General features: G+C 64.8%; 15 protein-coding genes. 8 read left to right on the top strand and 7 right to left on the bottom strand.

What is annotated here, in order from left to right; all coding sequences use genetic code 11:
- The 4 genes from JNN06_RS03165 to JNN06_RS03150 all read left to right on the top strand — a co-directional run.
- On the top strand, positions 1–312 hold a 312-nt coding region (locus JNN06_RS03165), incomplete at its 5' end, for a homoserine O-succinyltransferase (protein WP_291238148.1).
- Entirely contained in the window at positions 302–1,303 is a 1,002-nt protein-coding gene (locus JNN06_RS03160) for an alpha/beta hydrolase (RefSeq protein WP_291238147.1), read from the top strand. The genes JNN06_RS03165 and JNN06_RS03160, both read left to right, overlap by 11 nt.
- Before the next feature lie 28 nt (positions 1,304–1,331).
- Positions 1,332–2,213 carry a polyphosphate kinase 2 gene (gene ppk2, locus JNN06_RS03155; RefSeq protein ID WP_291238146.1) on the top strand — a complete coding sequence of 294 codons (882 nt, stop codon included), beginning with the start codon at positions 1,332–1,334 and terminating at the stop codon, positions 2,211–2,213.
- Entirely contained in the window at positions 2,206–2,817 is a 612-nt protein-coding gene (locus JNN06_RS03150) for a TetR/AcrR family transcriptional regulator (protein WP_291238145.1), read from the top strand. Before ppk2 ends, JNN06_RS03150 begins: the two co-directional genes overlap by 8 nt.
- 43 nt (positions 2,818–2,860) lie before the next feature.
- On the opposite strand, the gene JNN06_RS03145 is transcribed toward JNN06_RS03150, so the two are convergent.
- The 4 genes from JNN06_RS03145 to JNN06_RS03130 all read right to left on the bottom strand — a co-directional run bounded on the left by JNN06_RS03145 (position 2,861) and on the right by JNN06_RS03130 (position 7,313).
- On the bottom strand, positions 2,861–3,961 hold the full coding sequence (locus JNN06_RS03145) for an ABC transporter ATP-binding protein (protein ID WP_291238144.1): 1,101 nt from the start codon (positions 3,959–3,961) through the stop codon (positions 2,861–2,863).
- Positions 3,958–4,767, bottom strand: a complete 810-nt coding sequence (locus tag JNN06_RS03140; RefSeq protein WP_291238143.1) for an ABC transporter permease — start codon at positions 4,765–4,767, stop codon at positions 3,958–3,960. Before JNN06_RS03140 ends, JNN06_RS03145 begins: the two co-directional genes overlap by 4 nt.
- Positions 4,764–5,654 carry an ABC transporter permease gene (locus JNN06_RS03135; protein ID WP_291238142.1) on the bottom strand — a complete coding sequence of 297 codons (891 nt, stop codon included), beginning with the start codon at positions 5,652–5,654 and terminating at the stop codon, positions 4,764–4,766. Before JNN06_RS03135 ends, JNN06_RS03140 begins: the two co-directional genes overlap by 4 nt.
- Before the next feature lie 252 nt (positions 5,655–5,906).
- Entirely contained in the window at positions 5,907–7,313 is a 1,407-nt protein-coding gene (locus JNN06_RS03130) for a PLP-dependent aminotransferase family protein (protein WP_291238141.1), read from the bottom strand.
- A 112-nt stretch (positions 7,314–7,425) separates the two neighbouring features.
- On the opposite strand from JNN06_RS03130, the gene JNN06_RS03125 reads away from it, so the two are divergent.
- Complete coding sequence (locus tag JNN06_RS03125) at positions 7,426–7,620, top strand: DUF1127 domain-containing protein (RefSeq protein WP_291238140.1); 195 nt, start codon at positions 7,426–7,428, stop codon at positions 7,618–7,620.
- Positions 7,621–7,768: 148 nt separating this feature from the next.
- On the opposite strand, the gene rpsI is transcribed toward JNN06_RS03125, so the two are convergent.
- From rpsI to JNN06_RS03110, 3 genes are all read right to left on the bottom strand, one after another.
- The gene (gene rpsI / locus JNN06_RS03120) at positions 7,769–8,260 is read right to left on the bottom strand and encodes a 30S ribosomal protein S9 (protein WP_291238139.1); all 492 of its coding nucleotides are present in this window, start codon (positions 8,258–8,260) and stop codon (positions 7,769–7,771) included.
- A 2-nt stretch (positions 8,261–8,262) separates the two neighbouring features.
- A complete protein-coding gene (gene rplM, locus JNN06_RS03115; RefSeq protein ID WP_291238138.1) occupies positions 8,263–8,727 on the bottom strand; it encodes a 50S ribosomal protein L13 in 465 nt (154 codons plus the stop codon).
- A gap of 151 nt (positions 8,728–8,878) precedes the next feature.
- Entirely contained in the window at positions 8,879–9,664 is a 786-nt protein-coding gene (locus JNN06_RS03110; RefSeq protein ID WP_291238149.1) for an SseB family protein, read from the bottom strand.
- A gap of 174 nt (positions 9,665–9,838) precedes the next feature.
- Between JNN06_RS03110 and JNN06_RS03105 the strand changes: the two genes are divergently transcribed.
- The 3 genes from JNN06_RS03105 to JNN06_RS03095 form a co-directional block, all read left to right on the top strand.
- The gene (locus JNN06_RS03105; RefSeq protein ID WP_291238137.1) at positions 9,839–11,038 is read left to right on the top strand and encodes a Na+/H+ antiporter NhaA; all 1,200 of its coding nucleotides are present in this window, start codon (positions 9,839–9,841) and stop codon (positions 11,036–11,038) included.
- A 128-nt stretch (positions 11,039–11,166) separates the two neighbouring features.
- Complete coding sequence (locus JNN06_RS03100; protein ID WP_291238136.1) at positions 11,167–11,826, top strand: ATP-binding cassette domain-containing protein; 660 nt, start codon at positions 11,167–11,169, stop codon at positions 11,824–11,826.
- The coding region (locus tag JNN06_RS03095) for a capsule biosynthesis protein (RefSeq protein WP_291238135.1) at positions 11,804–13,024 on the top strand (1,221 nt) is incomplete at its 3' end. The genes JNN06_RS03100 and JNN06_RS03095, both read left to right, overlap by 23 nt.

Here is a 13,024-nt window from a genome sequence, read left to right as displayed (position 1 = left end):
GACAGCAAGCCCGGCCTGCGCACCTTGCTGGGCAGTGATGAGGTCGGCCCCTGTCTGGTGGAAGATCCGGGCCACCGCGCGCTGTATATCTTCAACCATTTTGAATATGACAGCGACACGCTGAAGCAGGAATATGATCGGGATGTGGCGCAGGGCACGCCGATCAACGTGCCCGACAATTACTATCCGCATAACGATCCCTCCCTCCCGCCGTTGAACCGCTGGCGCAGCCATGCTCACCTGCTTTACGGCAATTGGGTTAACGAAGTGTATCAGACCACCCATTTCAAGGTCGACGATATTGGCACTTGAATGGGCGGCCCTCGGCGCAATCGGGGGCGCAATCGGGGGCGCACTGGGGCTTGCGGGGCTGACCACCCTGCGCGCCCGTCGGCGCGAGCGGCGCTATGAGGCGCGCTTTCCGCCGCTGGGGCGCGTGGTGACCGTCGAGGGCAAGCGGCTGCATCTGTGGCAGGCGGGCTCTGGCCCCGATCTGGTGATGATCCACGGCTCCTCTGCCAACCTGCGCGAATTCACCATGGGGCTTGCGCCGGCGCTGACCGACCGTTTCCGCGTCACGCTGGTGGATCGTCCGGGGCTGGGCTGGTCGGATGATGCGGGCGATTCTCCCGCCGCGCAGGCGCGGCTGATCCGCCTCGGCTGCGCGGCGGCGGGGGTCACCCGGCCGCTCGTTCTCGGGCATTCCTATGGCGGCGCGGTGGCGCTGGCCTGGGGTCTGCAAGCGCCGGTGGCGGGGCTGGTGATCCTGTCGGGCGTGGCGATGCCCTGGCCCGGTGGGCTGGGCCCCTGGTATGCCGCCACTGCCACCGCGCTTGGCCGGGCGCTGATCGTGCCGCTGGTCACCGCCTTCGTGCCGCGCCGCAAGATCGAGGCCTCCATCGCCGAGGTCTTTGCGCCGCAAAACAGTATATCCGGTTACGCTTATGGCCCTGACGGGCAGGCAAAGCGTATAGAGGATTACGCTTTTGCCGCCGCTGTGCCGCTGATCCTGCGCCGCAAGGCGCTGGCGACCAATGCGCGGCAAGTGAACCGGCTGCTGCAATTTGTGCGGGAAATGGCGCCGCAATACCATACAATTTCGGCGCCCGTCGAAATCCTCCATGGTGACAGCGATACAATCGTGCCGCATCACATTCATGCCCTGCCGCTGGCCGAGCGGCTGCCAGATGCCGCCCTGACCCTGCTGCCCGGCGTCGGCCATATGCCGCACCAGACCCATCCCGCCGAGGTGACCGCCGCTGTCTTGCGCCTTGCAGGCCGGGCCGGGCTGGCCCTAGACTGACCCGATCCACGAGTGACGGAGGAACGCCATGGACCTGCCTTTTGACGGTGCAATCAGCCGCTATTTCAAGGAAACCGCCCCCAAGGCCGTGCGCAAAGCCATTGAAAATGCTGGCAAGGATGAAATCCTGTCCAAAGGCTATGCGTATCGCGAGGAGATCGGCAAGAAAGACTATGAGGCCGCGATGGAGGTCTTGCAGGCCCAGCTCGTGCGCCTGCAAGCCGATGTCAAGGCCACCGGCAAGCGGCTGATGGTGGTCTTTGAGGGGCGCGATGCGGCGGGCAAGGGTGGCACGCTGAAGGCGGTGACCGAGAACCTGAACCCGCGCGGCTGTCAGGTGGTGGCGCTGTCGAAACCCTCGGACCGTGAAGCGACACAATGGTATTTCCAGCGCTATGTCGATTGGTTTCCGGCCGCCGGAGAGATCATCCTGCTGGATCGCAGCTGGTACAATCGCGGCATCGTGGAGCCGGTCTTCGGCTTTTGCACCGAGAACCAGAAAGAGGCTTTCTTCCGCCAACTGCCTGATTTTGAAGACATGATTGTCCGCGAGGGCATCACCTTCCTGAAAATCTGGCTGGATGTCAGCCGACCGGAACAATTGCGCCGGATGCTGGATCGCGAGAAAGACCCGTTGAAACAATGGAAGCTCTCCCCCATCGACGTGGAGGGGCTGACCAAATGGGATGCCTATTGCGAAGCCATTGCCGAGACGCTGGAGCGCAGCCATACCGGCCATGCGCCCTGGGTCGTCGTGCGGTCGGATGACAAAAAGCGCGCCCGGCTCGCCGTCATTCAAACCATCCTGCAAGCGGTTGAATTCAAAGGCAAAGACAGCAAGGCCATCGGGCAGCCCGATCCGCTGATCTGCGGCGGCCCCGAGATGTGGTCAGACGGTGAGAATGACTAAACGCGGCTATCACCACGGCAATCTGCGGCAGGCGCTGGTCGAGGCCGCGCTGGAGCTGATTGCCGAGAAAAGCCCGCAGGGCTTCACCCTGTCGGAGGCCGCCAAGGCCGCCGAGGTGACACCGGCCGCCGTCTATCGCCATTTCGCGGGCCGCGAGGATCTGCTGGCCGAGGTGGCCCGCCAAGGCTATGACATCTTTGCGGCCTTGATGGAATATGCCTTTGACGAGGGCCGCCCCACCGCGCTGGCGGCCTTCGAGGCGACGGGTCGGGCCTATCTGGCCTTTGCGCGCAAATATCCCGGTCATTACATGGCGATGTTCGAGGCCGGGCTGAGCCTGCAAGCCTTCCCCGAGCTTGCGCCGGTGGCGATGCGGGCGCGGGCGGTGCTGGAGCGCGCCGCCGACGGGCTGTCGCGCCATCTGCCCGCCGACCGGCGCCCGCCTGCCAGCATGGTTTCGGCCCATATCTGGGCCATGTCGCATGGCGTGGTGGAGCTTTACATGCGCGGCGCGACGAAAAGCCCCTTCCCCCCCGAAGACCTGCTGGAATCCGGCATCGGCATTTATCTGCGCGGTCTGGGCCTCTTGCCGCCGGACAGATGAAAGCCGCCCCGAAGGGCGGCTTTCATGCAGGTTTTCCGGGGTGTTAGCGGAACAGGACCACGGCGCCGGGGCTCCAGCCCAGCCGGGCCTTCGCGCCACGATCAAGCACCGGGCGGCCCGGCACGTTGCGCATGGACAGACGCATCGGCACGCTGGTGCCCTCCAGCTTCACGTCGTAATAGGTCATGTCGCCGTAATAGACGACCTCCTCCACCGTGCCCAGAACCTCGCGGTCGCTGGCGGTCTGGCCATCGAACAGGATGGTCAGGGTTTCCGGGCGCAGGCCGATGGTGGCCCCGCCCTCGCCATCGCCGCTCATCACCTGATCGGGCGCGAGGCTCATGCGGCCAAAGCCCGCCGCGTCGATCTCGACCGTGGCGCCGCTGTCCGAGATGAGCTGCGCCGGCAGGAAGTTCATCGTGCCGATGAAATCCGCCACTTTCTTGCTGGCTGGGCGCCGATAAAGCGTTTCAGGATCAGCCAGTTGCGCGATCTGCCCTTCAAACATCACCGCGATGCGGTCCGACATCACCAGCGCCTCTTCCTGGTCATGGGTGACCAGAATGAAGGTGATGCCGACCTGGCGTTGCAGGCGGATCAGCTCGACCTGCATCTGCTCGCGCATCTTCTTGTCCAGCGCGCTCAGCGGCTCGTCCAGCAGCAGCACCTTGGGCTTGAGGATCAGCGCCCGCGCCAGCGCCACCCGCTGCCGCTGGCCGCCCGACAGCGCATGGGCCGCGCGCTTGCCATAGCCCTTGAGGCCGACCATTTCCAAGGCCTCGGCCACCGCCTTGGCCTTTTCCTCCTTGCTGCGCGGATCGCGGCGCAGGCCAAAGCCCACGTTTTCCTCCACCGACAGATGCGGGAAAATGGCATAGCTTTGGAACACCATGTTCGTGGGCCGCACATTGGCGGGCACCCCGGCCATGGATTTGCCGTCGATCATCACCGCGCCCGAGGAAATATCCTCGAAACCCGCAATGGTGCGCAGCAGCGTGGTCTTGCCACAGCCCGACGGCCCCAGCAGCGAGAAGAACTCCCCTGCCCGGATCGTGGCATTGATCCCCCGCAGCGCGTGATACTCGCCGTAATATTTATGAACGTCCCGGAACTCGATCATATTGGGTTTGTCAGCAGCGGTCACAGGAAGCCTCCGGTATCCTTGCCGCCGGTTTTCGCGATGCCGCGACGGCGGAAATATTCAGCGATGGTGAGCAGGCAGATCGACACACAGACCAAGATGAACCCGAGCGCCATGACGGCGGGCACCTTGGCCGGGAAGCGGAACTGCCCGAAGATATAGACCGACAGGATCGGATCGCCCGAACCCAGGAAGTTGGAAATGATGAACTCGTCGAGGCTGATGGTGAAACAGATCAGCAGCGAGGAGATGATGCCGGGCATCACCAGCGGCAGGATGATCAGCCGGAAGGTCGAGGCCGAGGTCTCGCCCAGATCATAGGCCGCCTCCTCCAGCGAGCGGTCAAGCGACTGGAAGGCCGAGGTCAGGATCGCCACCGCAAAGGGCGTGCAGACCAGCACATGCCCCAGAATGATGGTGAAGATCGACAACGGCACCCCAAGCGCGATCAGCACCACCAGAAGCGACATCGCCAGGATCATCTCCGGCAGCACCATGGGCAGCATGATCAGCCCCAACACCGCCCCCTTGGCCGGGAATTTGTAGCGCGTCGAGGCGCGCGCCGCAAAAACCCCCAGCGTGGTCGCCAGCAGCGAGGAGGACACCGCGATGATCAGCGAATTTCTGAACGCGGTGAACAGGTTGGCATCGGCCCACATCTCGGCGAACCAATTGGTCGTAAAGCCCGCCAGCGGGAAGGCGATGACCCGGCTGTCATTGAAGGCAAACAGCGGCAGCAGCGCGATCGGCGCATAGAGAAACAGCAGATAAGCGATCACATAGACCTTGAGAGAGGGGCTCTTGCTCATTTGCTTTGCCCCTTCAGGAAGCGCCGGTTCAGCAGCAGGAACATCACCGAGACCAGCGCCACGATCAGCATCGCCGTCATCGCAATGGCCGAACCCAGGGCCTTGTCATTCTGTTTCAGCATGATGGCCTCGATCCGGTTGGCGATCATCGGCAGTTTGCCGCCGCCGATCAGCTCGGGCGTCACATAATCGCCGATGGTCGGGATGAAGACGATCAGCACCGCCGCAATCACGCCCGGCATCGACAAGGGCAGCGTGACGCGGATGAAGGTCATGAACTTGCTTTCGCCCAGGTCCTGCCCCGCCTCCAGAAAGCTGCGGTCGATCTTTTCCAGGCTCACGAAAATCGGCAGGATCGCGAAGGCCGCATAGGCATGCGCCAGCGTCATCACCATGGAGCCCAGCGAATAGTTGATCACCGTCAGGGGCTCGTCGATCACGCCAAGGCTCATCAGCCCCGAATTGATCACGCCATTATAGCCCAGGATCACCTTCCACAGGAACACCCGGATCAGATAACTGGTCCAGAACGGGATGGTGATCAGGAACAGCCACAGCGATTTCCGCTCGGGCCGCACATGGAAGCTCACGAAATAGGCCACCGGATAGGCCAGAGTCACCGTCGCCAGTGTCACCAGCGCCGAAACCGTCAGCGACCGGATCATCAGCGCCTGATCAATCCGGCCGGTCCAGACCTTGATGTAATTGTCAAAAGTCAGGCCAGCCGAAAGGCCGACCTTGCTGTCCACCATGAAGGAATAGACCACCGAGGCCAGAAGCGGCGCCGCCATCAGCAGCATCGCATAGATCGCGGTGGGCGAGACCATCAACAGACCATTGGCAGCCTCCGAATTCCTGAGGCGGCCCGATGTAGAGCCTGATTGCATAATGTCCCCTGTCGCTGCCTTGTCGGGGCTTGGCGGCCCCGCAAGGGTCATCGGATTTTTCCTGAATTTTTGGCACATGGGCCGCCGCCTGAAAAGAGGCCAAAACGGCAGAGCGGCGTCAAAACAGGGGAAAAACCAGAACCAAAGATCACAGAGCCATGAATTCTCACGGAAAATAATTTGATCATTTTTTTTCGATTGCCGTGGGGGAAGCCCCGGCTTCTGCCCGGAAAACAGGCAGATGGGCCGGGTCTACACCGCCATCATGTCGCTGGGCGGGCGGGCCAGCAGGGTGGCGATCGTCTCCACCGCGGTCTGATAGCGCGGCATGGCCATGGCTCCCGCCACGGCGATGCGCAGCGCATGGGGCGCGCGGCCATGGATCAGCGCATATTCATCCGCCTGCCGCACCAGCACGCCTTCCGCCTCGGCGGTGCGGGTGAAGGTCGAGCCGCGCCAGCCCATCGGCAGCGGCACCCAGATGAAGGGCAGCCCCGGTTGCCAGTTGATGTGAAAGGCGCCAAGCGCGTTCACCAGCAGATGCAGCCGGGTGGAGAATTCGGCCTGCACGCGGCGTTTCATCTCTTGCGCCGCGCCCGAGCGCAGCAGGTCGAGGCACAGGTCCGAGACCGGGCGCGCGAGGGCAAAGAACCCGTGCTGTGCGGTCAGTCGGCCCGCCTCGCCCATGCCTTGCGGGCACACCACATAGCCAAAGCGCAGCGCCGAGGACAGCGATTTGGACAGCGAGCCCACATACCAGGTGCGTTCCGGCGCCAGCGCGCGCAGGCTGGGCAGGCTGCTTTCGGCCACGGAATAGCAATCATCCTCAACCACTTGCAGGTCATAGCGCCGGGCGATGGCGGCAATCTCGGCACGGCGGGCGGCCGACATGCGGCTGGCGGTCGGGTTTTGCGCCTCGGGCGTCAGCACGAGGATTTGCGCGCCATGGCGGCGGCAGGCGGCTTCCAGCGCGTCGGGCACCATGCCCTCATGATCCAGCTCGATGCCCACCACTTCGGCGCGCACCAGCCGCGCGGCGTGGCGGATGCCGGGATAGGCCAGATCCTCGGTCAGGATCACCGGGCGGTCGCCGCGCAGGCAGCACAGAAAGATCAGCAGCAAGGCGTTCTGGCCGCCATGGCTCAGCGCGATGTCATCCGCCGTCACCCGGCCCAACTGCCGGTCCGACAGCCACTCGACCACCGCCGCCCGCAGCGGCGCTTCGGCGCGCTGGCTGGGGTAATCGTCCCAGCTGCGGCCAATGGCGCCGCCCACCCGGGCCATGGCGGCGGCAAAGGCCTCGGTCTGGCCGACCTCGGGCAGCTGCGGCGAGCGCAGGTCCACCAGCCAGGGGTCAGCGGCCGGGTCGCGCTCCAGCGCCAGCGATTGTGTCGGGCCAAGGCGCGGCTCGCGCGCGGCGACAAAGGTGCCGCGCCCCACCGTGGCCGCCAGCAGGCCCTCTTGTGTCGCGAGCTGATAGGCGCGGCTGACCGTGCCGGGCGTCACATGCAGATCCCAGGCCAGATCGCGCACCGTGGGCAATTGCGCGCCGGGCGGCAGCTCGCCCGCGCGGATCGCCTCGCGCAGGGCGCGGGTCAGGGCCAGATATTTCGGGCCGGGAAATTGTGACAGGTCGGGACGCCAAGTTGTATCAGTCACAATGTTCCTCTGGCGGCTGTGCATGTGGCATTGTATCAATACCCATATGCGAATTTCCGCAGTGTATCAACACAAAAGGTGTAACATGGCCCGGGCTCTTATGGCCGCCCCGATGACGACGCTTCCCCTCTCCCTGCCGCCGGTCACCCGTGCGCTGGTCGGATTGGCACAAATTGTGCTGCTCTGGGAGACTCGTCGCGCGAGCCGTCAGGCCCTGAAACAGCTTGATGCCCATATGTTGCGGGATATCGGGCTGGATACCACCACAGCCGGTGACGAGGCCGCCAAACCCTTCTGGCAGGCCTGATACAATCCGATTCCCTGCCCTGCGGATCAAATGGGCGTACCCCTGACTGGGCCGGGCTTTTTGCCCGGCCTTTTTTATGGCGCAAGCCCATGATCGCAAAAGAAAAAGGCCCGCGAAACGCGGGCCCTTTCCAAAAACAGTCCGAAGATCAGCGCTTCGAGAACTGGAACGAACGACGGGCCTTGGCCTTGCCGTATTTCTTCCGTTCCACCACGCGCGAGTCGCGGGTCAGGAAGCCAGCCGCCTTCAGCGCACCGCGCAGGCTGGGTTCATACAGTTGCAGCGCCTTGGAAATGCCGTGCTTCACAGCGCCGGCCTGGCCCGAAAGACCACCACCCGCCACGGTCGCGTAAACGTCGAACTGGCCTTCGACATTGGCGATGGTGAAGGGCTGCTTCAGGATCATTTGCAGCACGGGACGGGCGAAATAAACCGCCATTTCCTTGCCGTTGACCACAACCTTGCCAGTGCCGGGCTTCACCCAGACGCGGGCAACAGCGTCTTTACGCTTGCCGGTGGCATAGGAACGACCCAGCGAGTCGCGCTTGGGCTCACGCGGGGCGGCGACTTCGGCAGCAGCCGGAGCAGCGGCGCCCGAGACGGCCGATTTCAGATCGTCGAGGGATTTGATGTCAGCCATGATCAGGCGCTCCGGGTGTTCTTGGGATTCAGCGCCTTGACGTCGAGGACGGCAGGGGCTTGCGCTTCATGCGGATGCTCGGCGCCGGCATAGACGCGCAGGTTGGTCATCTGCTTGGCACCCAGCGAGTTGCGGGTGATCATACGCTCAACGGCCTTGACCACGACGCGCTCGGGGTGATTGCCCTCCAGCACCTGACGCGCGGTGCGGAACTTGATGCCGCCCGGGTGGCCGGTGTGCCAGTAGTAGCGCTTGTCGTTGCGCTTGTTGCCGGTCATCTGCACCTTGTCGGCGTTGATGACGATCACGTTGTCGCCCATGTCCATGTGCGGCGTGAAGGTCGGCTTGTTCTTGCCGCGCAGGATATTGGCGACGATCGTGGCGAGGCGGCCCAGAACGACGCCCTCGGCGTCGATCAGGATCCACTTCTTCTCGATATCCGCCGGAGTAGCGGTGAAGGTTTTCATGTCAGACCCATGATGTTGGAAAGGGGCGAGGCCCCCTGAATCTCGGATGGGGGCTTTTCCCCTATCGCGGGGCGCGGGTCAAGCGCTGGATTGGCAATTAAATCACGCGAAAACAATGACTTGAAAAATAGGTATCAAAATACCCCAGATTTCAGCGCAATCTGGGCGGCTTTGCCGGGTCCATGCCGGGGGCTGCGGGCGCGGCGGGGGCCTCGGCCACAGGCTCTGGCAGATCGAAGCGCAGCGCGACGCGGGCCATGGCCTCGGTCACGGGGGTGCCGGTGGTCAGGAAAGCCACGTCCATCTCGCCCGCCTCCACGCCCGAAAAGGTCAGCGCCTCGGAGGCCGCACGGGCCAGGGCGGCCTCGGCCCCCGGCTGCGCGTCGATGAAGGCCAGCATATGCCCCTGCCGCCCGCCCTGATAGGTCACCGCCGCCAGCAGCGCATGGGCGGCCAGGCCGCCGGCCCGCGCCAGCTTGGCATCCAGCCCCTCGACCAGCCGCTGCGGCAAGCCCTTTGGCGCGCCAAAGGCCTCGGGCTGCGCCTCGGCTTCCTCGGGGCCGTGGGCGAGGGTCTCGGCCAGCCAATCCACCGCGAAGCCGGGCAGCAGCATCGAAGACGGCGCGACGCCCAGATTGATCCCCAGCCCGATCCCCTGCCCCGCCAGCATCTGCGCCACCACACGCCCCGGCAGCGCGGCATAGGGGGCAGGCACCCCGGTGAACTGGCCCAAGCGCGCCTCGGTATCAAAGATCAGCACTACGGGGCCGTCTTCCAGATCGAAGACCCGCGGGGTCAGCGTCTCCCCCTCGGCCTCGGTCTCCAGCAGCACGATCATCTCGCCATCGGCCAGCCGCTCGTAAAAGCGCAGGCGCGGCGCGTCCTCGCCCTCGGGCGCGGCCACCATGGCCTCATAGGCCTGATCAAGCGGGGTCATCGGCAGGGTCATCGGCGGGCCTCCGGCTGGCATCGGAGTTGGGCTAGCCTGCCCCGCCCCGGCAAGCAAGAGGGGAACTTGCATCACCGCGCGCGGCGGCGCATCCTTGCGGGGAACCCGGCCTGCCTCTATGGCTGGTGGTTCCCGGCTTCTCTGGCCGCAAAGGCGCACAAGATGTATCGTGTCTCGAATTTCATCCGTCATTTCGCCCGCGCGCTGCTGGGCGGCGCCGCCGTGGCGACGCTTTGGGTCAATCTGGACCCGGCCAGCTATTATGATGTGATGGAAAGCCGTGTGCTGAAGCTCGCGCTGCCTGACTGGCTGCTGCCCGAGATGACGCGGGTGACCCCGATCACGCTGGTCTCCGAGGCGCTGATGGCGCTGTTCGTCTTCCTGCTGGGCAAGGAGCTGTGGGAGGCGAATATGCTGGAGCGCGGCGCGCTGCACGGGCGGCGCGCGGGCTTGCCGTTTCTGGCCACGCTGGGGGCGATGCTGGGCGGCGTGCTGGTCTGGACCCTCACCGCCAGCCTGATCGAGACCGCCGAGGAGGCGGGCTTTGCGACCGGCTGGGCGGTGCCGATCGGCGGCGATGCGGTGCTGGCCTATGTGATCGGGCGCCGGGTCTTCGGCAAGGGCAGCCCGGCGCTGCATCTGTTGCTGCTGATCGCCATCGGCGCCGATCTGGCGGGGCTGCTGGCCATGGTGCCGACGCTGAGCCTGTCGCCGGTGCGGCTGCTCTGGCTGGCTTTGCCGGTGGCGGCGGCGGCGCTGGTCTGGCTGGGCTTTGGCCGCCATGCGCAGGGCCGGACCGAGCGGGAGCGGCAAGGTGCGCTGCATCTGTGGCCCTATGTGCTGGCGGGGGCGGCCAGCTGGTTCGGCGTCATGGCCTCGGGGCTGCCGGGGGCTTTGGGTCTGTTGCCGATCATCCCGGCCATCCCGCATGCCAAACGCGCCTTTGGCCTGTTCGCCGAGGCCGAGGAGCTGCTGCATGATCCGCTGAACCGGCTGGCCCATCTGGCGGTGAAGCCGCTCTTGGTGGTGCTGTTCCTGTTCGGGCTGACGCGCGGCGGTGTTGATCTGATGGCCTTTGCGCCCACCACCCTGGTGACCCTCGCCGCCTTCTGGATCGGGCGGCCCCTGGGGTTTCTGGCGGGCGTGGCGCTGGCGCGCGCCATGGGCTTTGCCCTGCCCGCCGGGCTCAGCCGGGGCGATCTGGCGCGCATGGCCGCGCTGCTGGGCATGGGCTTTACTGTGCCTGTTCTGGTCTTGGGCAGCGCCCTGCCCGGCGGCGCCATGGCCGAGGCCGCCCGCATGGGGCTGGCGCTGACCCTGCTGCTGGCGCCGGTGCTTTTGCTGCGGATGCGGCGGCCATAATGCCGCCCCATTCGCCCGGCATATTGCACGCCAGCGAAACGAGTGACAAAAGATTAACGAATTTGCCGTAACCGGGAAACACCGGGTCGGCACCACCGCCAGCCTGAAGGGCGCGCGATGAGGCGCAGATGATCGAGTTCGACAATGTCAGCAAGTCGTTCTGGACGGGCAAAACCCGGAAGGTGATCCTGGATCGCGCCTCTTTCCGCGTGGAACTGGGCAATTCGCTGGGCATTCTGGCCCGCAATGGCACCGGCAAGACCACGATCATCAACATGATGGCCGGGCTGGAAAAGCCCGATGAGGGGCGCATCACCCGCAGCTCGCGGATTTCCTTCCCGCTGGGCTTCATGGGCGGCGTGATCTCCAAACACACCGCAACGGAAAATGCGCGTTACATCGCCCGGCTTTACGGGCTGGACCCCGATTATGTCGAAAGTTTCTGCCGCTGGCTTTGCGGGTTGAAGGAATATTTCGACATGCCGGTGGGCACCTATTCCGCCGGGATGCGCGCGCGGTTCAGCTTTGCGCTGATGCTGGCGCTGGATTTCGACATCTACCTGATCGACGAGGGCATGCCCTCCACCACCGATGTCGAGTTCAACCGCAAGGCCGGGGCCCTGCTGAAAGAGCGGCTGGGCAAGGCCACGATCATCGTGGTCTCGCATCAGGCCTCGACACTTGAGAAGTTCTGCCGCTCTGCCGCCGTGCTGCGGAATGGCCAATTGTACATGTTCGACACCCTCGAGGAAGCGAAGCGTCTCTATGACTATGAAGCTCACAGCTAAACGGTTCCGCATCCGCCGCGCCGAGCCTGTCGAACCGCTGCCCCCGCGCGCGGCCCTGGCGCAGGAAGGCATGCTTTTCGCCCCCGCCCCCGGGGATGACGGCTTCGGGGATCAGAGTTTCGTGAAACCCGTGGCCCCCGCCAACACGACCGAGCCGAATGCCGGCACCGAGATGGACGCCATCCGGCGCGAGGGGCTGACGGGGCGGCAATTGCGGCTGGCCCGGCGGCTGGCGCAAAAGCACAACATGCCCGCCACTTCGGATTTCGACGCGGTGCGCCTGTTGCGGCAATCCGGTATCGACCCGTTCCAGCGCTCCAGCCTGATGGAGCTGTTGCCCGATCCCGGCGGCGATGGCGGCGATGGCCCGCCGCCTGCCAGCCGCGCGCTTGCCCCGGTGCCGGGCGATGGCGTGCGCCTGCCGCAAACCGTGAAGCCGGTGCAACTGCCCTCGACCGAGGTGCAGGCCGATCAAAGCCACGCGCAAGACATCATGCGCATCCAGCGCGACCTTGCCCGCCGCCGCCGCCGCAAGGTGGTGCTGCTGATGGCGCGGCTGTTCTTCTTTGTCGGCCTGCCGACGCTGCTGACCGCGTTTTACTATTATTTCGTCGCCAGCCCGCTGTATTCGACCAAGACCGAATTCGTGATTCAGCAATCGGGCATGCCCTCGGCCGGGGGCGGCAGCGGTCTGGGCGGCTTGCTGCAAGGCACCGGCTTTGCCACCTCGCAGGATTCGATCGCCGTGCAGGGCTATCTGCAATCGCGCGACGCGATGATCCGGCTGGATCAGGACCACGGCTTCCGCGCGCATTTCGAAGGGCCGGAACTGGACCCGATTCAACGGCTGGACCCCGGCGCCTCGCTGGAGGATGCCTACAAGACTTATACGCGCAACATCCACATCTCCTATGACCCGAGCGAGGGCAATATCAAGATGGAGGTGATTGCCGCCAGCCCTGAAAAGGCCGTGGAATTTGCCACTGCGCTGATCGGCTATGCCGAGGAACAGGTGGATCAGCTGACGCAGCGCATGCGCGAGGACCAGATGCGCGGCGCGCTGGAAAGCTATCAGAACGCCGAGCGTGAGATGATCACGGCGCAGCGCCATGTGGTTGAACTGCAAGAGAAATACAAGGTTCTCAGCTCTGAGGTCGAGGTGCAGCTGATCTCGACCCAGATCGGCAATCTGGAAACC

Origin of the sequence: Gemmobacter sp. (assembly GCF_016792925.1) — a bacterium.
GTDB lineage: Bacteria > Pseudomonadota > Alphaproteobacteria > Rhodobacterales > Rhodobacteraceae > Gemmobacter.
The sequence above is the reverse complement of the archived record's forward strand: the minus strand, read 5'-3'. Positions and strand labels throughout refer to the sequence as shown.

Coding starts and splice junctions, on each gene's coding strand:
- ppk2 (WP_291238146.1), top strand. CDS start 1,332: ATGGACCTGCCTTTTGACGGTGCAATCAGCCGCTATTTCAAGGAAACC.
- JNN06_RS03150 (WP_291238145.1), top strand. CDS start 2,206: ATGACTAAACGCGGCTATCACCACGGCAATCTGCGGCAGGCGCTGGTC.
- JNN06_RS03140 (WP_291238143.1), bottom strand. CDS start 4,767: ATGAGCAAGAGCCCCTCTCTCAAGGTCTATGTGATCGCTTATCTGCTG.
- JNN06_RS03135 (WP_291238142.1), bottom strand. CDS start 5,654: ATGCAATCAGGCTCTACATCGGGCCGCCTCAGGAATTCGGAGGCTGCC.
- JNN06_RS03125 (WP_291238140.1), top strand. CDS start 7,426: ATGACGACGCTTCCCCTCTCCCTGCCGCCGGTCACCCGTGCGCTGGTC.
- rpsI (WP_291238139.1), bottom strand. CDS start 8,260: ATGGCTGACATCAAATCCCTCGACGATCTGAAATCGGCCGTCTCGGGC.
- rplM (WP_291238138.1), bottom strand. CDS start 8,727: ATGAAAACCTTCACCGCTACTCCGGCGGATATCGAGAAGAAGTGGATC.
- JNN06_RS03110 (WP_291238149.1), bottom strand. CDS start 9,664: ATGACCCCGCTTGATCAGGCCTATGAGGCCATGGTGGCCGCGCCCGAG.
- JNN06_RS03105 (WP_291238137.1), top strand. CDS start 9,839: ATGTATCGTGTCTCGAATTTCATCCGTCATTTCGCCCGCGCGCTGCTG.
- JNN06_RS03100 (WP_291238136.1), top strand. CDS start 11,167: ATGATCGAGTTCGACAATGTCAGCAAGTCGTTCTGGACGGGCAAAACC.